17 protein-coding genes are annotated in these 19,350 nt (G+C 42.4%); 8 read left to right on the top strand and 9 right to left on the bottom strand.

Going from position 1 to position 19,350, the window contains the following annotated elements; all coding sequences use genetic code 11:
* Positions 1–20 precede the first annotated feature (20 nt).
* Positions 21–2,825 carry a TonB-dependent receptor gene (locus tag ACEZ3G_RS05235; protein ID WP_432424391.1) on the bottom strand — a complete coding sequence of 935 codons (2,805 nt, stop codon included), beginning with the start codon at positions 2,823–2,825 and terminating at the stop codon, positions 21–23.
* A 192-nt stretch (positions 2,826–3,017) separates the two neighbouring features.
* Here ACEZ3G_RS05235 and dgt point away from each other — a divergent pair, with 192 nt between their 5' ends.
* Positions 3,018–4,370, top strand: coding sequence for a dGTP triphosphohydrolase (gene dgt, locus ACEZ3G_RS05230; RefSeq protein WP_432424390.1), 1,353 nt, complete (start codon positions 3,018–3,020; stop codon positions 4,368–4,370).
* A gap of 150 nt (positions 4,371–4,520) precedes the next feature.
* Here the strand turns inward: dgt and ACEZ3G_RS05225 are convergent, their stop codons facing one another.
* A complete protein-coding gene (locus ACEZ3G_RS05225; RefSeq protein ID WP_432424389.1) occupies positions 4,521–5,378 on the bottom strand; it encodes a hypothetical protein in 858 nt (285 codons plus the stop codon).
* Positions 5,379–5,781: 403 nt separating this feature from the next.
* Positions 5,782–6,912 (bottom strand): LytTR family transcriptional regulator DNA-binding domain-containing protein, encoded by a 1,131-nt coding sequence (locus ACEZ3G_RS05220; RefSeq protein ID WP_432424388.1) that lies wholly within the window; start codon positions 6,910–6,912, stop codon positions 5,782–5,784.
* A 130-nt stretch (positions 6,913–7,042) separates the two neighbouring features.
* Here ACEZ3G_RS05220 and ACEZ3G_RS05215 point away from each other — a divergent pair, with 130 nt between their 5' ends.
* Genes ACEZ3G_RS05215 through ACEZ3G_RS05195 form a run of 5 tightly spaced genes read left to right on the top strand, consistent with a single transcriptional unit; the run spans position 7,043 to position 10,898 of the window.
* Positions 7,043–8,647 carry a hypothetical protein gene (locus tag ACEZ3G_RS05215; RefSeq protein WP_432424387.1) on the top strand — a complete coding sequence of 535 codons (1,605 nt, stop codon included), beginning with the start codon at positions 7,043–7,045 and terminating at the stop codon, positions 8,645–8,647.
* Between the two features lie 19 nt (positions 8,648–8,666).
* Positions 8,667–9,023: a c-type cytochrome gene (locus ACEZ3G_RS05210; protein ID WP_432424386.1), complete on the top strand. Its 357-nt coding sequence runs from the start codon at positions 8,667–8,669 to the stop codon at positions 9,021–9,023.
* Between the two features lie 12 nt (positions 9,024–9,035).
* On the top strand, positions 9,036–9,458 hold the full coding sequence (locus ACEZ3G_RS05205; protein ID WP_432424385.1) for an OB-fold protein: 423 nt from the start codon (positions 9,036–9,038) through the stop codon (positions 9,456–9,458).
* Between the two features lie 5 nt (positions 9,459–9,463).
* A complete protein-coding gene (locus ACEZ3G_RS05200) occupies positions 9,464–10,006 on the top strand; it encodes a YceI family protein (protein WP_432424384.1) in 543 nt (180 codons plus the stop codon).
* A 4-nt stretch (positions 10,007–10,010) separates the two neighbouring features.
* The gene (locus tag ACEZ3G_RS05195; RefSeq protein WP_432424383.1) at positions 10,011–10,898 is read left to right on the top strand and encodes a DUF5777 family beta-barrel protein; all 888 of its coding nucleotides are present in this window, start codon (positions 10,011–10,013) and stop codon (positions 10,896–10,898) included.
* 106 nt (positions 10,899–11,004) lie between these two features.
* On the opposite strand, the gene ACEZ3G_RS05190 is transcribed toward ACEZ3G_RS05195, so the two are convergent.
* On the bottom strand, positions 11,005–12,144 hold the full coding sequence (locus ACEZ3G_RS05190; RefSeq protein WP_432424382.1) for a DUF3078 domain-containing protein: 1,140 nt from the start codon (positions 12,142–12,144) through the stop codon (positions 11,005–11,007).
* A gap of 1 nt (position 12,145) precedes the next feature.
* Positions 12,146–13,915 (bottom strand): 1-deoxy-D-xylulose-5-phosphate synthase, encoded by a 1,770-nt coding sequence (gene dxs / locus ACEZ3G_RS05185; protein WP_432424381.1) that lies wholly within the window; start codon positions 13,913–13,915, stop codon positions 12,146–12,148.
* 403 nt (positions 13,916–14,318) lie between these two features.
* On the opposite strand from dxs, the gene ACEZ3G_RS05180 reads away from it, so the two are divergent.
* Together ACEZ3G_RS05180 and ACEZ3G_RS05175 are read left to right on the top strand one after the other, a co-directional pair.
* Positions 14,319–14,573 carry a helix-turn-helix transcriptional regulator gene (locus tag ACEZ3G_RS05180; protein WP_432424380.1) on the top strand — a complete coding sequence of 85 codons (255 nt, stop codon included), beginning with the start codon at positions 14,319–14,321 and terminating at the stop codon, positions 14,571–14,573.
* Between the two features lie 97 nt (positions 14,574–14,670).
* Complete coding sequence (locus ACEZ3G_RS05175; RefSeq protein WP_432424379.1) at positions 14,671–15,120, top strand: nucleoside deaminase; 450 nt, start codon at positions 14,671–14,673, stop codon at positions 15,118–15,120.
* 83 nt (positions 15,121–15,203) lie between these two features.
* Here ACEZ3G_RS05175 and ACEZ3G_RS05170 read toward each other — a convergent pair whose 3' ends face one another.
* The 4 genes from ACEZ3G_RS05170 to aspS form a co-directional block, all read right to left on the bottom strand.
* On the bottom strand, positions 15,204–15,398 hold the full coding sequence (locus tag ACEZ3G_RS05170; protein WP_432424378.1) for a cold-shock protein: 195 nt from the start codon (positions 15,396–15,398) through the stop codon (positions 15,204–15,206).
* Positions 15,399–15,488: 90 nt separating this feature from the next.
* Complete coding sequence (locus tag ACEZ3G_RS05165; protein WP_432424377.1) at positions 15,489–15,740, bottom strand: hypothetical protein; 252 nt, start codon at positions 15,738–15,740, stop codon at positions 15,489–15,491.
* Positions 15,737–17,521: a chloride channel protein gene (locus tag ACEZ3G_RS05160; protein ID WP_432424376.1), complete on the bottom strand. Its 1,785-nt coding sequence runs from the start codon at positions 17,519–17,521 to the stop codon at positions 15,737–15,739. Before ACEZ3G_RS05160 ends, ACEZ3G_RS05165 begins: the two co-directional genes overlap by 4 nt.
* Before the next feature lie 61 nt (positions 17,522–17,582).
* Complete coding sequence (gene aspS, locus ACEZ3G_RS05155; RefSeq protein WP_432424375.1) at positions 17,583–19,337, bottom strand: aspartate--tRNA ligase; 1,755 nt, start codon at positions 19,335–19,337, stop codon at positions 17,583–17,585.
* Positions 19,338–19,350: the final 13 nt, after the last annotated feature.

Here is a 19,350-nt window from a genome sequence, read left to right as displayed (position 1 = left end):
ATTCATTAGTTGTGGGTTCTCTAAAATGTATAATTGATACCTAATCTAAGCTGTGATCCAGCTGTATAGGAGCGTACAATTTCTTCGGTTTCAAGATTGGTCGTGCTCGGTTTGACCAATTGGGTTCTTTTGATTTCAGGATTAAGTAGGTTTCTGCCGATCAGACGAACTCTCCAGTGTTCGCCAAACTCTTTACTGATTACAGCATCGAGTACAACAAACCCTTTTTCAACAATGGCATCATTGTAAAAAGTCTCGCTCTGACTTTGTATTTCTGGAGCACCTAGTGCAAAGATTTTATCCGAGGCATAGTTTGCGGTTAACGATGCGTTAAACGAATTTTCTCCAGCGGTGTTGAAGTTCAAACTTGTATTGACGATCCAATCGGAAGCTCCTTGAAGTCCTGTTTCCGTAAGCCCATTATATCTAAAGGTTCTTATGAAATTTCCATTTTCGTCACGTACCTCCTTCAAGTCTTGCGTATGCCACATTCTGGTAGCGTTAAAGACTAGATTAAGGCCGTAACCCGACATGCTTCCATCTTCCTCATTGGTTATCGGCGAAACAAGGTCGATTTTTGTTTCCGCTTCGAATCCATAGATTTCCGCTTTTTCGCCTGAGTTGAAAAAAGAAAACACACCTGCCGAACCTCTATCTTGGACCTTGTTGATAGGGTCTGAAATGTCTTTATAGAATGCCGCTAACGATATCAATTGTCCATTGGATGGAAAATATTCCCATTTCAGGTCATAGTTTAAATCTCGTGACGCTTCTAGGTCAGGATTACCTCGAGTCACCTGTCCTGTCTGCGAGACGTATTCAAATGGTGATATTTCCTTGAACTCGGGTAAGGTAATCGTACGGCTAACGGCCAATCTTAGGCCATTTTTATCGTTAATGTCGTACTTGACGTTAAGACTTGGATAAAGGTTGTTATATTCCTTGACCGATTCGCCGATCCTTCCAGAAAAGTTGCCTACATCGAAACTGACTTTGATCTCATCTTTTTGGTAACGTAAGCCGGCGTTGAAATTCCATTTGCCCAATCCTACATTGAAATCTGCAAACGCCGCTTGGGAAATCAATTTGCCATTATAAAGGTCGGGTTGTAAAATGTTGAACTCAAGCAATCCATTATCGAAATTGCCTTGTTGAAAGATACTGCCCAAATTATCGATCGAAGGCGGATTGATGACGTCAGTAGCGCGCTCTTCGACACCGATGAACTGAGAGAAAAAATCTCTCTCTTTGTTTCGGTAATTGATTCCAAGTTCTACCTTAAATGATTTTTCTTCTTCATCGATAAGCTGTAAAACATCTTTTAGATAACCGCTAAATTCTTTATCGGCTATTTCTTGTTTCGATTTTCGTTGTTGAAATCCACCGGTTCTTCCCAATTGAATACGGCCGTCATCATTCATGATATTGACTTCGTTTCGTATTCGGTTCGGTTCGTCGGCATTTACGCTGTTGTAGCCACCCGCCCATTCTAGGCTGTTTTTTTCGCCAAGCTTATGTGTGCCTAAAAGTTGGGTCACCAACAAACGTGTCTGCTTGATATTTTGATCTCTAACAAACTGAAAGGCCTCGTTGACATCAGTCTCCTCAAAAATGGTTCCTTCGCCATTGCGCCCTCCTTCATAAACCTCGTCGTTGGTAGTATTGATAAAGAAGGTAGATGATTTTAGTTTGTTTTTGTCGTTGGCAAAGAAGCTAAAATCGAGCAATGCAGAGGTAACAGCCCTTCTGTTAAAATTGGTCGCATCGGTAATGGTATCATCGATAAAGTTAGAGCGGAATTGCCTAAAAAGACCTTGACCATAGGTATGCGAGGTATTGTGCGATGCCGTTAAAAGGGCGGCGAACCTTTCCTTGATTTTTTTTCCGGCCACAAAATTGAAGCTGTAATCGATTGGATTTTCCTTTTGTACGGTGTTCCAACCTTGCTGCGTAATAAGTTCTTGGGTTGTACGGTTCTGGGCATAGAAGCCAAAATCGGTATTCGCAGAATTCCGTGATACTTTAAAGTCATCATAAACACCACTCTTGGCAACGTTCGAATTGATACCCGTTTGCAGGCCGAAGCTCAACTCACTTGAGCCGGAAAGTTCTCGAGAACTAATATTGATGTTGCCCGATGATTGATCTGCCGATGTTTGTGTCGAATAGGTCTTGCTCACGCTTACATTCTGAATGACCCTAGTAGGAAAAAGCCCCAGATCTATATTCTTTTTCTCCACATCATCGGAAGGCACGGGAAGACCATTTAATGTAGTAATCAAATACCTGTCTCCGAGCCCACGAACAAAAACATCGCCTGATGCTTCACTACTGGATACTCCGGAAATTTTAGTGGTTGCGGTGGCAACATCTGACACTCCGATCTTGCCCAATTGTTGGGCACCGATACTTTCTTTTATTTCGACCGCTTTTTTCTGATCGAGCAATAAGGCTACTTCAGAATCTTTGCGTGCCACGGTAGTTACGACGACTTCGTCTAGCGATACACCTTCATTGGCGGCCATGCCCAGGTCGACGGTGGTCACCTTGCCTGCTACAACGGCTATATTCGGCAGTTCAACGGTTTCGTATCCCACAAAACTGTAGACCACTGTATAGGTACCTGCTTCTAAATCGGCTATTTCATATAACCCGTCAAAATCAGAGGTGGTTCCTTTGGTCGTTCCCTTGATCAAGATATTGGCAAAAGGTAGAGGTTCGTTATTCACTTCTTTGTCGGTAATTTTTCCGGCAATGCTGCCGTTATCCTGTGCATTTGAATGCATTGCTGCTAAAATGAGCAGACTCAAAAAAAATCGTTTCATTAGTTTGTTTTACTATGTTTTTAAATACCGCAGCAAAGAAACCAAGGCGTTGTAAAGCGTGTGTTAGGTGTTTATTAAATCGATATTGTGATATTGTTACTTAAATGTTATGGGCTTAATCAAATGTTAACTCCCGAATTACCGCAGAACGACAATTTGAAAAAGGACTATCTTGCGGCGTAAACAAGAATTATGGATTGGGAAAGATTATTGTCGCTAAAACGCCATGGCGATACCCATAAACGACTGCGAAAAGAGCAAGATGAGACGCGTTTGGGTTTTGAGGTCGATTATGATCGCATCATCTTTTCATCGGCTTTTCGCAGCTTACAGGACAAGACCCAAGTAATACCGCTTTCAAAGACCGACTTTGTGCATACCCGTTTGACCCATAGCCTTGAGGTTTCTGTTGTCGGTCGAAGCCTTGGTAGGATAGCAGGAAAACAGATTCTAAAAAAACATCCTTACCTAGCCGAAATACATGGTTATCATTTTAACGATTTCGGAGCTATAGTGGCGGCGGCCTCGTTGGCCCATGATATCGGGAACCCACCTTTCGGTCATAGCGGGGAGCAGGCGATTGGGGAATATTTCAAAACGGGAAACGGAAAAAAATATCGGTCAGAGTTGTCGGAGAAAGAATATCAAGATCTTATCAATTTTGAAGGCAATGCGAACGGGTTTAGATTATTGACAGAATCACGCGAAGGGGTTGATGGCGGATTGCGGCTTAGTTATGCCACGCTAGGGGCTTTTATGAAGTATCCCAAAGAATCGTTGCCCAAAAAGCCGAGTAGGCATATCGCCGATAAGAAGTTCGGGTTTTTTCAATCGGAAAAGCATGCTTTTGTCGAGGTGGCAGCCGAATTGGGTTTGATACCAACAAGGGAAGGAGCCGATGTTTCGTTTTCAAGACATCCGTTGACGTACTTGGTCGAAGCGGCAGATGATATCTGCTATACCATAATCGATTTTGAGGACGGGATCAATCTCGGACTGATTTCTGAGGATTTTGCCTTGGAGTACTTGATCAACCTCGTAAAAGACCGAATAAATACCAAAAAGTATAATACCTTACGGTATAAAGAAGACAGGTTGAGTTATTTGAGGGCACTTGCCATCAACACGCTTATCAGTGATGCGGTGGATTTGTTTGTTGCCAATGAAAGTAAAATACTTAACGGTACATTTGAAACTTCCCTTTTGGACAAAAGCAAGTATCAAGCCCAGATAAGGGATATTCTAGCCATAAGTGTTGGTAATATCTATAACTCAAGGGAAGTTGTCGATAAAGAGATTGCCGGTTATAAGGTCATTTTCGATATTTTGGAGGTATTGACGAACGCTTTGGTAGGCAAGATGAGCGGGCAAGCATCAAAGTATGATGGGTTGATATTGAAAATACTGCCCGAATTTTATACAGGGGAAGAGACCTCATTATACAGAATAGTATTGAATGCCTGTTGCTATGTGGCCAGCCTATCAGATAGTAGCGCTGTACATTTACATTCTAAGATTACCGGAACGGACTTCAATTTATCTTAATAGGTATTCACAATGCCATACTTAAAACCGCCCCGATAGTATGGGGCGGTTTGTTGAGAACCTTTCACTTTTTCATAGCATGTTTTTCCCATAAAGGTTCTATCAATCGACATTCAACTAGTACAGCGACCAGGGGCCTGGTAGAGTAGGTTAGTTCTTTTCGAAGGTCAATAAATCGGTGCCGCCATTACCCCCACTGACGTGTACCAATTCAATTTTTGAACTCGTGTATGAAATGATTTCCCAATCTTGGCTTAGGCGGTTGAAATTGACAGGGCTTTCAAAGAAAATATTGAAATCCACCTCATTTTGACCACTGTTCGTGTTCGCCAAATCTAGTCGCGAACAATTATTTTTAAAACGCAATCTATCATCGCCTATCCTTAGGTCGACTTTACTTTCCCCATTTTCCAGTTCTATTTCATGAAGCCTCCATGTTTCCTCGATCTCAGGAATATCCGAAATTGTAATTAACACTGTGATGTCATTACCGGTGCCACTACTTTCCCAACTGCCTTGGTAGCTGGTCGTACCTTTCATGGCACTAAATGTTCCGTCATTGGAAAAATTGAACCGATATCCCGAAAGGCTGTCTTCCAAATCTTCATCATTACGTTCCAGTTTATCAACATACCAGTCAGAACAGGCGGTCAAGACGTCGAGAAGTTGAAAATTTGTGCAGTTTCCGCAATCATCGTTCGAACTGAAATCCTCCCCAGATTCGTCCATGGTCAACGACCATCGGCCATTGATATTGTTTGTTTGGCTAATGGCAAATAAGCTGCCATCGTCTTCAAAGAAAAAGTCATATCCTGTAAAGTCACTGGTATGATCGTCGTCTGATTCCGAGAAATTAGCGATCCTCCAAGAACCTGAGGTAGTAATATTGTTGAGTTCATCGAGATCCGCTCTTAGATTGGCCACGTTCAATCCATTGTCATCCACAGAGCATGATGTGGACATAAACCCTATAATCCCTAGTGTGACTAAAAACTTCCTTTTTTTCATTGCATTATATATTAAAATGGTTAAATATTCGATATTTTTTGTTCGTACGCCGACTTAGACGTCACGAACAATCAATATGCTTAGGGAAGTTTTTTGTCTGACACCGGTAAATAGAATATTACCTGTGCATTAATTGCCGCGATTCTATGACTTAAATAACCGTCATAATCTCGCTCACTTCGTGTTTTAAAAAATCCTTTTTAAAAGAATTTCAATAGAAACCCCAAAGTTTACAAAAGAAGAATGGCAATAGTAGGGAACCACCTTTTGTTTGATGGTGTAAAGGGAAGAATTTACATGCCAATTTTCAAATAAAACTATGTGAAGGGGAAAAAATCACGCTTGAAACGGAAATTTTAGTACTGAACTTCTATGGTTCGGCACTGATAAAAATGCCGTTAAACTACATATTCAACCATTTTTTAAACTCTGAAGCCTTATTTTTACTAATAATAATCGCTTCACTCGAAGGTGGGTTCAGCCTTATCTTTAGTTGATTGTTTCCGTACCTTAAGATTTCATCGATGCCCTGGACCGAGATGATGTACTGCCTATTGGCCCTGAAAAAAAGCATGGGATCCAAACTGTTATAGAGCTCATCAAGGCTAGAGTTGCTGCTATAGCGCTTACCATCTAGAGAGGTGATCCAGGTGATTGAATTTTCGGTGCCGATAAAGGCGATTTCATCAACTTTGATGCTTATCAGTTTGTCTTTTGAATAGGTCAACAGCCTATTCTTAATTTTCACCTGATCTTCCGAATTGTCGTTTTCTACCTGATTTTCCTCCTCTATTTTTTTGGCGATGCGATTGCGATAGTTGCCTAGATCGGTATTCAGTTTCGAAAGATTTACGACCTCTTCTGCCAGTTTTTCATTTTTGGTTTCTAAGGTCTTTTCGTAATAGCTTCCTAAAAACCGGACCATAAGAAGGCATAATAGTACAATGGTGGCACTCGATAACAGGTAGACCAACATAAAGTTGAACTTCAACTGTTTGATCTGTTTCTCGATTTTCGTAATGTTCGCGTGGGCCGCGATAATCCAATCCGAATTTTTGACCGGGTACAGGTAGATAATCTCAGAGCTTCGATTTTCATTGGAAAAATCCCTGATTCCACCTTGTGACTTCTTGTTGGTCAAGAGATCATAAAAATCCTCTGAATTGATCTGGTCTTCGATAGATCTAACATATGATTCGTTCGGATTGGTCTGTTGCCCTATCTTATTGGGGTCAGGATGGCATATTTCTACCCCTGACCAATCAAACATACATACGAAACCTGTTTCTATGTCGGTGCCCTCTATACTTTTTTGAATGTTGTCGACGACGACCTCACGGGGTATTCCGTTCGCCAACTGCGACGAAACAAGTTCGGCAAATTCACGTGCCTCTCGCTTGCTCGACTCAATTTGAATCTCCAACAATTGGTTGGTACTCACCTTTACCATATACGCCATGCTAAAATAGCCGATCAGGAAAACGATGATCGAGATGGCCAATAAGGTGAACAGGTAGAGATTATCTTTTTTCAAAGAGAAAGTACTTTAGGGTTAATAATTCGGTTTCAAGCTTGATTTTTTCACGTTCACCGTCTTTTATTTGATACAGGTGAGGTAACGGGTTTAATTTAGGCTTTAAATAGAACTACAAAGAACACAAATTATGAAAAATCTAGGCCATTTAACGCTAACTATTGTTTTTTTGCTCTTTGGATGTAGTAAAGATGACGCTCCCGATCCGCCAGAGACGGGTGGTGGCCAACCAATTGATAATCCTGAACCAACGCCCAATACAATTAGGCTCATAGACAATGCTGCATTCGGAAAAATAATGACCGATGCCGAAGGAAAATCACTTTATTTGTTTTCGCGCGATACCAAGGATACATCAGAGTGTTTAGATGGTTGCCTAAGTTCTTGGCCGGTTTTCTTTCAAGAGACCATTACAGTCGATACGGGCTTGAATACTGCTGATTTTGCTACCATTGATAGAACTGACGGGGCCAAACAAACAACTTATAAAGGGTGGCCCTTGTATTATTTCGCCAACGATACGTCAGAAGGAGATACCAACGGTGATGGGGTCAACGATATTTGGTACGTCGCCAAACCTGACTATTCGTTGATGTATGCCAGTGCCCAGTTGGTCGGCCATGATGGCAATAATTATTTGGAAGACTATACGCAAGGTGATGGTGCTACCACATATCTCGTAGATTTTGAGGGCAATACCTTGTATCGCTTTATCAATGATCAAAAAGACACCAATAATTTTACAAATCCTGATTTCTCGAACGATGCCGTTTGGCCCATTGCCGAAATTGACCTTGATAAAATACCTAGTGTTCTAAATGTTGAAGACTTCGGCACGATCGATGTTTTTGGCCGAACACAGCTGACATATAAGGGTTGGCCATTATATTATTTCGGTCAGGACGAAGCTCGTGGAGATAATAAAGGGATTAGTTTTCCGGCTCCGGGGGTATGGCCAATAGCGAATTTGAACACAGAAATCGCGCCGGCACCACAGAGCACGGTCAAACTTGCAGAGGATCCCGGCTTCGGAAGTATTATGACCGATGCCGAGGGTATATCATTATACTTTTTTTCTCTAGATTCAAAGGAAACATCGCAATGCATTGATGGGTGTTTGAACACATGGCCCGTTTTTTACAGCGAAGATATTATTGTCGATGATGGATTGGATAGCTCTGATTTTGCAACAATCGACCGATCCGATGGTTCGAAGCAAACCACCTATAAGGGTTGGCCCTTGTATTATTTTGTAGGTGATTCGGCCGCAGGTGACACTAATGGAGATGCTGTGAACAATGTATGGTATATCGCCAAACCCGATTATTCCTTAATGTATGTCAGTGCTCAATTGGTGGGTCATGATGGAGTAAATTATTTAGGGGATTATTCTCCTGGTGATGGGGCAACATTTTATATGACCGATATAGATGGAAGAACACTTTACGGGTTTATCAATGATACCAAAGACACTAATAATTTCACCAACCCGGATTTTTCCAATAACTCGGTCTGGCCCATCGCTGAAATCACTTTGGACAAAATACCCAGCATATTCAACGCTGCCGATTTTGGCGCCATCGATGTCTTTGGTAGAACCCAATTAACGTATAAAGGTTGGCCATTATATTATTTCGGACAAGATGAGGCACGTGGCGACAATAAAGGAATCAGTTTCCCTTCCCCGGGGGTTTGGCCGATCCTAAATACCGGTACCAGCCCCCTAACGGACTAATCTTTATCTTTAAACCTATATGAGAATTAAAGTAATACTTAAGAGTATGACAATAGGCACAATGGCATTAACGATATTGTCGTGTGAGTATAACGTCGAAAATGAAGAAATACAGGTTGATGGCGAATGCGAAACTCCGGTGCTTTACGGCGAAACGATCAGGCCTTTGATCGATTCGAACTGTATGCCCTGCCATAATGGCGACGGTAGTGAGCCTTTTGCGCCAAATCTTACAACATACAATGGTGTTGCCGGTATCGCGGGTTTGATAAAAGATGTTACACAATCAAGGGCAATGCCCAAAGAGGGTAGTTTGACCATGGCCGAAATAACCGCAATTAAGTGTTGGGTGGATGACGGAGCCATGAACAATTAAAAAACGATTGATTTGAGAGGTACACGGTTTAATATAATACTAGGTTTTTTACTGCTGGCAATACCTTTGCTATTGGCCTCGATTTATTGGTACAATAAACCCCATCTAGATGTCAAGCAGGCGGAAGCATCGTACGTTTTGACCGCGCAAAACCTAATCGATGAATATCAGGAAAATGAAATTGCTACCAATGAAAAATACTCTGAAAGTGTAATTTTGGTAAAAGGAAGGGTTTTTGAAGTATCTACTCTAAAGGGCAACAGCGTGATTACTTTAAAGGATGAAGATTCCGAATCCAGTATTATTTGCCATTTGTTACCGGAAGAAAACGGAAAGGTTTTGAATTTAAAAGTTGGACAGGATATCGGCATAAAGGGCATCTGCACAGGATATTTGCTAGATGTAATAATGGTAAGATGTACTATAGTAGAATGAGATTTATGGCAAAAATTTTCGGATTGTTTTTTTTGTTGTCCGCCGTGAATATGGCAAGTGCCCAAGACAAGTTTCTTACCAAAGAAGGTTTTGTATCTTTTTTTTCGCATTCGATCGTAGAAGATATCAAGGCCGATAACAATCAGGTCTTGAGCATAATCGATACCACCACGGGTAAGATTGCCATTCAGCTTTTGATGCGTTCATTCATGTTCGAAAAGGCCTTGATGCAAGAGCATTTCAATGAGAACTATGTCGAATCGCACAAGTACCCTAAGGCTACTTTCTCGGGCGAGATAAAGAACCTAAATGAAATTGATGGCACCAATACGGCGACCGAAATAGTCGGTACCTTGACCGTTCATGGCGAGAAAAAGGAAATCAGCACCATGGTAGATATAAAAATGATGGATGACGAGATTATCTTAAAAGGCGATTTTAAGGTAGATGTCGCCGATTTTAAGATTAAGATTCCGGCCATAGTGGCAAATAACATTGCAAAGACCATTAAGGTATCATTTGAACTACATCACAAACCCTATGAATAATCGTATGAAGAACTATCTCTTTTTATTCATCATTGTCTCGGTGTTGCCTTTCAAGAACTTGGCCCAAGATTTGGAATCCATTTTGGAGGAAGAGGCATCAGACACCACTTTGACGGTTTCAGGCACTTTTAACGGCACGCGATTGTTGAACGGGCACTCTGTAGAGACCCGTAAAACGGGAGTTTTGGAATTTTTGATTTCTCACCGTTTCGGTCGCATAAATTCCGGTTTTGACCAACTCTTTGGCCTTGATGATTCGAACATAAGATTCGGTTTTGAATATGCTTTGAACGATAGGCTCACCTTGGCCGTTGGGCGCAGCTCGTTCGAAAAGACTTTTGATATCTATGGAAAATACCGGCTGCTTCAACAAAAGTCGGGCGAAAACCCATTTCCTTTTGGCATGACACTTTTTGGTAGCACAACCGCAAAGACGATAAAAGATTACTTGCCAGAGAACAAACCCACCTTTAGTGAACGGCTGACCTATACCGGTCAAATATTGGTGGCTAGAAAATTTGGCCCGAATGTCTCATTACAGTTAATGCCCACATTCATTCATTTTAATACGGTATCCGAGAATAATGACCCGCACGATATGGTAGCACTTGGCATTGGTACGCGTATTAAAATAAGCCAGCGCGTTTCTATTAACGGGGAGTATTACTATAATTTGAATCCGTTTGAATCAATCGACGTAAAGAACTCGATTGCTTTTGGGGTCGATATCGAGACGGGGGGCCACATCTTCCAACTCGTCTTTACCAATGCGGTGTCGATGATCGAAAAAGGGTTCATCGCCGAAACCAACGGTGGTTTTTTTAATGGGGATATCCATTTCGGATTCAATATTTCAAGGGCCTTTCAAGTAAAAAAAGCAAAACAAAACTGAAGTAAGTTTTTGACTGTTAGTAGCCCTGCTCTCGGGCCAAAGAGAGAAATTGCTATGAAAAGCGGAAGCTTTCCCTTCGGGAAGGCTTTCGTTATTTTGCAGAATCTCAGAAATTATACGACACCCCGACCCCCAATAATTGCTTGAATTGAATACGGGGCTCTCCGGGATCGATCACAATTCCATCGGCATCTTTTACCGGATCAAAAAGAATATCGTCGTCATATATCAAATGAGTGCCGATTGTCGTGACGATATATTCGTTCACCTGTAGATCCATATTCAGCTCCCAATCTACATCTATATTGCCGAATTTGCGCAAATAATCGGTATATAGGTTTATTCTATGTTTTAAGGCTATGTTCTTGGCAACTTGGGTTTCCCAATGGTTGGTGACAAGAAAACCAAGCTCGAGAAAAAGGTTCTTCCCATTTTGAATTACATTGCCATCGGCATCGAGAACCGCTTTTTCCACACCGAAAGCGCCTTTATCGGCTAGGTCTTGGTCAAGAACGACGGTCGCTTTTTGAGTCAGGGGTGAAATATAAAGATTGAATTTACGTCCTTCAGAAATATAACTGGTACCTGCCCCTAGAAAGAAGTATCCGGGCGATAGTGACCGTGAAATGGGCGCGGTTCTATCGGGGTATTTATATCCGTTCGAGAACTGTGTATTGAAATTGGCCTTGGCAGAATAGTACCAATTGCTAATGGTATCCCTGCGGTAACCGAACGTAGAACTAAAGCGTAATGCATCATCTGTCTTCCGCAGTTTTTGGTTGTCTTGGGCATTGAGACCATAGCGCATTTCGAGGTAATTCTCCCATTGAATATATCGAAACTTGTAATTTCGTTCGAAACGGATATTTGCCAAGGCGGATACTGAGTTGTTTCCCCCCGCATTCCAATTGACAAACGCCACTTCGCTAAAATTAAGTCCCAATAGGTTGATTTTTTGCCAGAACGACGGCACTTGAAACTTTTTATACTCTTTGTCCAAGGGCTTCGTTTTCTTAAAGGAAATAACCGAAGTATTTAGGGTAACCCCTTTTTTTATGTCCTTGATTCTTTCCTGTTCTCTTCTGATGACCAAAGTGTCGACCACCGTCGTATCTATTGCCATCGTGTCGATGGTAGTTTCAATTAAGACCGTATCCGCTTTCTTTGAAGGTGGAATGGTATCTTGAGCCCAAATGATATTCAATGAAGAAAACAAGAAAAAACTTAGTGCAATTTTTTTGTACATACTATTTATTGACAAGGGAGCTTAAATATTTTTCGATGGTCAAAATGTCAATGCCCGCAACTTGGTGAAGTTCTTCGACAGTTCCATGTTCAACAAAAACATCTTCAACCCCAAATATTTTAATATTCTTTTTTAGGCCCATGGTGTTGGCCGATTCTAAAACGGCACTGCCAAAACCACCTATTTTGCAACCATCTTCTACGGTGATTACATACTCGTACTGGTCAAAGACCATTTGTAGCAGATGCTTGTCGATGGGTTTGACAAATCTCATATTATAATGTCCGATAAGTGATTTGAAATCAAGACGTTCGATTAAATCGGAAATCATATTCCCGATATGGCCGACGGATAATATCGCAATTTTCGAACCTTTCTTTAACTCCTTCCCTTTTCCCATTTCAATTATTTCGAAGGGCAATTTCCAATCCGTAACGACGCCTCTACCTCTTGGATAACGTATCGCGATCGGATGTTGCAATCCCATCTGGGCCGTATACATAATATTGCGGAGTTCGGTTTCGTTCAAGGGGGCAAAAATAATAAGGTTCGGTATGCAGCGCAAGTAGGCAAGATCATACATGCCATGATGGGTAGCTCCATCTTGGCCTACGATGCCTGCACGATCCAGACAAAAGATAACGGGTAAATTTTGGAGGGCCACATCATGAATGACTTGGTCATAGGCCCGTTGTAAAAAAGTGGAGTATATGTTACAAAATGGTATCAGGCCTTCCGCGGCCATTCCGGCAGCCATGGTAACGGCATGTTGTTCGGCGATACCGACGTCGAATGCCCTGTCGGGAAAGGTCTCCATCATATATTTTAAAGAACTACCGGTAGGCATGGCAGGAGTGATCCCTACAATTTTTTTGTTTTGATGGGCCAGTTCAACCATTGTATGTCCAAATACATCCTGATACTTGGGCGGTAGTCCGTCGGCGGATCTTTTCTCCAGTTCACCTGTTTTCTTATCGAACTTGCCTGGGGCATGATAAGTAACTTGATCCTTTTCAGCCTGTTGCAGGCCTTTGCCCTTGGTGGAGATAACATGTAGCAATTTAGGGCCTTTGACCGATTTTAGCCTTTTGAGTTCGCTGAGCAGGGCATTTAGATCATGGCCGTCAACAGGGCCATAATAGTCGAAGTTGAGACATTCGAAAATATTTTCATCTTTGGCAACGCCCCTTTTCACATTGGTCAGGTATTTTTTCAGTGCCCCCACGCTGGGGTCGATTCCAATGGCATTGTCGTTCAGTACTATTAAAATATTGGCATCGGTCACACCGGCATGGTTGAGGCCCTCAAAGGCCATTCCAGCTGCAATGGAAGCATCACCGATGACGGCGATATGTTGTCTTTCGTGCTTACCTTTTAATTGCGAGGCAATGGCCATGCCCAAAACGGCAGAAATTGAAGTTGAACTGTGCCCGGTACCGAAATCATCATATTCGCTCTCGCTTCGTTTCGGGAAACCACTAATGCCCCCAAGCTGCCTATTGGTATCGAAAATTTCTTTTCGCCCCGTCAATATTTTGTGCCCGTAAGCCTGATGGCCGACATCCCAAACCAATTTATCGTTCGGGGTATCGAATACATAGTGTAGGGCAATGGTCAGTTCAACAATGCCAAGGCTCGCCCCTAAATGACCTTCTTTGACCGCAACGATATCAATGATAAAGTCGCGAAGTTCATCGGCAAGTAGCGGTAGATCTTCTTCTTTGAGTTTACGAAGATCATCAGGACATCTGATATGTTTTAGCAACTGCATTTTCAATTGGCAAATTTAAGGGTATTCACTAGTATACCGTTGCTAAGTTTAATAATTCACTAAAAAAGACTGGGTTGTGATTTAGGGGAATACCGGTTCATTAAGTTACCGCGCAAAAAGCCTATGAACAAACTTTGAAATTCCAACTTCGTAAAGAATATACCCATTTCAGGGTATTTTTTTACTTGATTGATAGGGTTAAGTTTGATATCGTCAACTAAGAATATTGAATCCTAAATAGTAATTTTCATTTGTTTGACCATTAGGAAGTTCTTCTTATAAAAGAACTTAAGCTGTTTTGTCAACTGATACGTTTGAAACAGTACCGAGGATCTTTCAATATTTCTAGGGAAGGGGCATTGTCTTCCGCTCATTTTTTTAGGTCAATTTAAGTTAGTTTTATATGAAGGGGAACAATCGGTTCAATAGAATCAAAACCGAAGCAAGGGCACATACCGTTGAATTTACCCGGCAAGAAATGCTCGTTCTTGAGATGATGCAATTTCAACTGGGTAGCTCGGCGCTGGCAGAAATTTTGGGTCTTGCAAAGGGGAAGGTCGAAAAAATGGAGAAAAGTATTTATCGAAAGACGGGATGTTTAGATCTTCAAGAGCTCTTACTTTACTTTGAGGTTTATAAAATGGAGTTTAAGAAATGAATAAGAACTTATGACCAGCATTTCTGAAATTTATTGATACTTGTTTTCAACTGTATGTATCAGAGATTACTCATTTCAGTATCGTATTTTTGTCCTCATGGTACTCCCTTTCGATGATACTTATTTTATGAGAAAGGCCTTGCAAGAGGCGGAGGCCGCCTTTGAGAAGGGCGAGGTGCCTATTGGGGCAATTGTGGTCGTAAAAGATAGAATAATTGCCAGGGCGCATAACTTGACCGAGCAACTGCACGATGTGACCGCCCATGCAGAGATGCAAGCTATTACTGCTGCGGCAAATTTTCTGGGAGGCAAGTATCTGCATGAATGTACATTGTATGTTACTTTAGAGCCTTGTCAGATGTGCGCTGGAGCTCTATATTGGAGTCAGATTTCAAAAATTGTTTATGCGGCCAAAGATCCGCAACGTGGGTATGGGGCATTGGGCACGAAGTTGCACCCAAAGACAAAAGTCTTGGGTGGCATTTTAGAGGATGAAGCTTCCGATTTGTTAAGAAAGTTCTTCGTGCAAAAACGCAATTTGAATTAATTGAAACTATTACACCAACGGCACTAAAAAACCCTGACCATATATAGGTCAGGGTCTCCTGATCATTCAAAATAAGATACTTATTATCCAGTGACCTGCACTTGCGCAGCTACCATTCCCTTGCGTCCTTCTTCTTCTACGTATTCTACTTTGTCGCCTTCCTTAAGCTCAGTTCCGTTGAGCGCAGTGGCGTGAACGAAAATGTCTTTTCCGGTTTCGTCGTTGGTAATGAACCCGTAACCTTTGGATTCATTGAAAAATTTAACTGTTCCAGTCATTCCAATAAAAATTAATTACTAATAATCACTACTAATTTATGTTTTTTTGTTGAAAGTTGGTAGAAAAATGACAGTATATGTTTTCAAACATCATTGATTTTCAGGCTTTTCGATATCTTCACCTCTCATTTTTCGAATGTTCTCATCGGTGAGCATATAATCTTTCATTTTCTTTCCCTTGCTGTAGGTAAACAAGAAAAGTGGCATGGCCACCAAAAAAAGCCCGACTGTTCCAGCCCCGATAAATTTATCGGCCAGGAGTGTTTCTCCCTCCGGCAAAGTGAACCCGTAGATTATGGATACAAAAGATGCAATTACGATTAAGAGAATGAGATGCTTCATTTGGTAAAATTGATCAGTTCGCGTCGATAGGCCGTCAACAGTTTTGATTTCGAGACAAAACCAAGGTACTTTCCATTTTTGATGACCGGAAGGTTCCACGCTCCGCTAACTTGAAATTTTCGCATCACCTTTTGCATGGTATCTTCCCCGTAAAGGATGACTTCAGGAGGTTGCTGCATAAAGGTCGATACCGTTGTAGTTCGGTAAAGGGCCGTATCGAACATGAATTCACGTATGTCGTCGAGCAGTACGACCCCTACAAGAACACCGTCTTGATTTACTACGGGGTAAAGGTTGCGCGTCGATTTCGAAACCGATTCATGCAACATCTCACCCAAGAACATAGTGGGCCTTACATCTTTAAAATCCATTTCAATTACATCATCGAGCTGCATGACATTTAACACGTTTTCATCCTTATCATGAGTGAGCAAAGCTCCTTGTTCTGCAAGTTCGCGGGTATAAATCGTATGGTCAACGGCATTTTTTGTGATTAAATATGATATGGCCGCTGTAATCATCAAGGGTACGAAGAGTTCGTAGCCCCCTGTAATTTCGGCTATTAGAAATATCGCTGTCAATGGGGCATGTAGTACTCCGGCAATCAGGCCGGCCATACCGATCAGTGTAAAATTACTTTCCGACACCGCGAACCCGAGTCCGGAATGGTTGATGACCTTGGCGACCACATTGCCCAAGGCGCTGCCCATTACCATGGTGGGAATAAAGATTCCTCCGGCACCTCCCGCGGCAAAGGTGGTGGTCATTGCCACGGCTTTGAAAATGGTCAGCCCGAACAATAAGGCAATGACGATCCAAATATTGTCCATATAAGCATCAAAAGGAGTGGTTCCCAGAGCGGCGACGTGGTTACCTTCCAAAAGGTTGTTGATAAAGCCGAAACCCTCGCCGTATAACGGCGGGATGAAATACAGCATAATCCCTATTGCCAATCCACCTACCAATAATCGGTATTTGGGACTTCTCAATGGCTCGAACAATCTGAGTATACCAAAATACATTTTGGTAAAATAAATTGAAGCAAAGGCGGTACCGACCCCCAATAAGATATAGAACAGGGTATCCTCTACCTCAAAACTGTCGGCCAATGAAAAATTGAACAAAACCTCGTTGCCCAAAAAGAAATACGAGGTAAGCACTCCTGATATAGAGGCCAATAGCAGGGGAAGCATCGAAAGCATGGTAAAATCCATACTAAAAACCTCTACCGCAAAAATAATGGCGGCAATGGGAGATTGGAATATGGAGGCAATGGCACCTGCGGAAGCACAGGCGATCAACAAAGAGCGTGTTTTGGCATTGATGTGAAGTAGTCTTCCCAAATTCGAGCTGATCGCCGACCCCGAGGCAACCGCTGGCCCAAGTAATCCGACAGAACCTCCAAAACCGACGGTCAACGGAGCCGTTATCAAAGGGGTATAGATTTTCTTCATGTCGATGATACCCTTCTTTTTGGAGAGCGCGAACAAAATGGAAGATATGGCGTGTTCCAATTTTTCTTTATGCACGAATTTTACGTAAAGGTAGACCAAGGTCAGCCCGATGATCGGAAGTATAAAGTATAATTGATTGCTTGAAAAAACGATACCACTCTCCAGTGATGATTCGATAAAATAGGTTAGGTTTTTCAATGTTACAGCGGCCAACCCGGCAAGTAGGCCAACTATTACCGCCATTATATGGGTAAACATCTTGTTGGAGATATTCTTATATCGCCATTTGATGAACTGGGTGAATAGTTTTTGTTGTCGGGTCGGCATTTAAGACATTGTTCTTACTTAAAAGTATTAAAAAATCCCGCTGAAAAGCGGGATCGAGAATTTAAGATCGAATATCGACTTTCAGGTTCAGCTCTTTCAACTGCGCTTCGTCGATGGGCGCAGGTGCGTCGATCATCACATCACGGCCACTATTGTTTTTTGGAAAGGCGATAAAGTCACGAATGGTTTCTTGACCACCAAGAATCGCCACCAGGCGATCCAGGCCAAATGCGATTCCGCCATGGGGCGGGGCACCATATTGAAAGGCGTCAATCAGAAAACCAAATTGTGCTTTTGCCTCCTCAGGGGTAAAGCCCAGATGTTTGAACATAACGCTCTGTACTTCTTTGTCATGGATCCTAATCGACCCTCCGCCTATTTCGTTTCCGTTCAAGACCAAGTCATAGGCATTGGCACGAACCGCACCGGGGTCAGTTTCAAGCAATTCGAGTTGTCCGGGTTTGGGCGATGTAAAGGGGTGGTGCATGGCATGATAGTTTCCGGTTTCCTCGTCGAGCTCCAACAACGGAAAATCGATTACCCATAATGGAGCGAACTCATCGGGCTTTCGCAATCCTAAGCGCTCTGCCAGTTCCATACGCAGGGCACTCAACTGTGTTCTGGTTTTGTGTGCTTCCCCTGAAAGTACACAAATAAGATCACCCGCAGTTGCGCCCGTCACATTGGCCCATTTGGCCAAATCTTCTTGATCATAGAACTTATCGACTGACGATTTGAAAGTGCCGTCTTCGTTGCACCGTACATAGACCATACCCTTGGCCCCGATCTGTGGCCGTTTTACCCAATCGGTCAATTTGTCGATTTCTTTTCGGGTGTACGAATTTCCACCTGGTATAGCAATGCCTACGACGAGTTCTGCTGAGTTGAATACATTGAAATCCTTGTGTTGGGCTACTTCGTTAAGTTCACCGAATTCCATTCCAAAACGAATGTCGGGTTTATCGTTACCATATCTTTTCATGGCATCGTCAAAGGTCATTCTTGGAAACTTGTCGATTTCGACCCCTTTGATTTCTTTAAGCAGGAATGTGGTCAATCCCTCAAAAGCGTTCAAAATATCCTCTTGTTCAACAAAGGCCATTTCACAATCTATCTGAGTGAATTCGGGTTGCCTGTCGGCCCTTAAATCTTCATCTCTAAAACATTTTACGATTTGGAAGTATTTATCCAATCCGCCGACCATCAATAATTGCTTGAATGTTTGTGGCGATTGGGGCAGGGCATAGAACTGCCCTTCGTTCATGCGGCTGGGCACCACAAAATCGCGGGCACCTTCGGGCGTCGATTTTATCAAATATGGTGTTTCCACTTCGATGAAACCTTGTTCTGAAAGGTATTTTCGAACCGCCATGGCGACCTTACTGCGAAAGATGAGGTTGTCTTTGACAAGATTTCTGCGAATGTCGAGATAGCGATATTTCATTCGAAGGTCTTCACCGCCGTCGGTTTCGTTCTCTATGGTAAAGGGGGGTGTTTTTGAACTGTTGAGCAGGGTCAGTTCTTCGACCAATACCTCAATATTTCCGGTAGGAATGTTGGGGTTCTTAGAGGCCCTCTCAATGACCTCGCCCTTGACCTGAACGACGAATTCTCGACCAAGTGTCCGGGCCTGTTCCAAAAGCTTTGTCGAAGTACGGTCTTCATCGAAGACCAGCTGTGTTATTCCGTATCGATCTCTTAGGTCGACCCAGGCCACAAAACCTTTGTCGCGTATTTTATGTACCCATCCGGACAGTATTACCTTTTTGTTGACGTCAGATTCCCTGAGTTCTCCACAAGTATGACTTCTATACATAGAACAATTTGCT

The organism is Meishania litoralis (assembly GCF_042611095.1).
GTDB classification, from domain to species: Bacteria; Bacteroidota; Bacteroidia; order Flavobacteriales; family Flavobacteriaceae; genus Meishania; species Meishania litoralis.
This window is presented reverse-complemented; position numbering and strand designations above follow the sequence as displayed.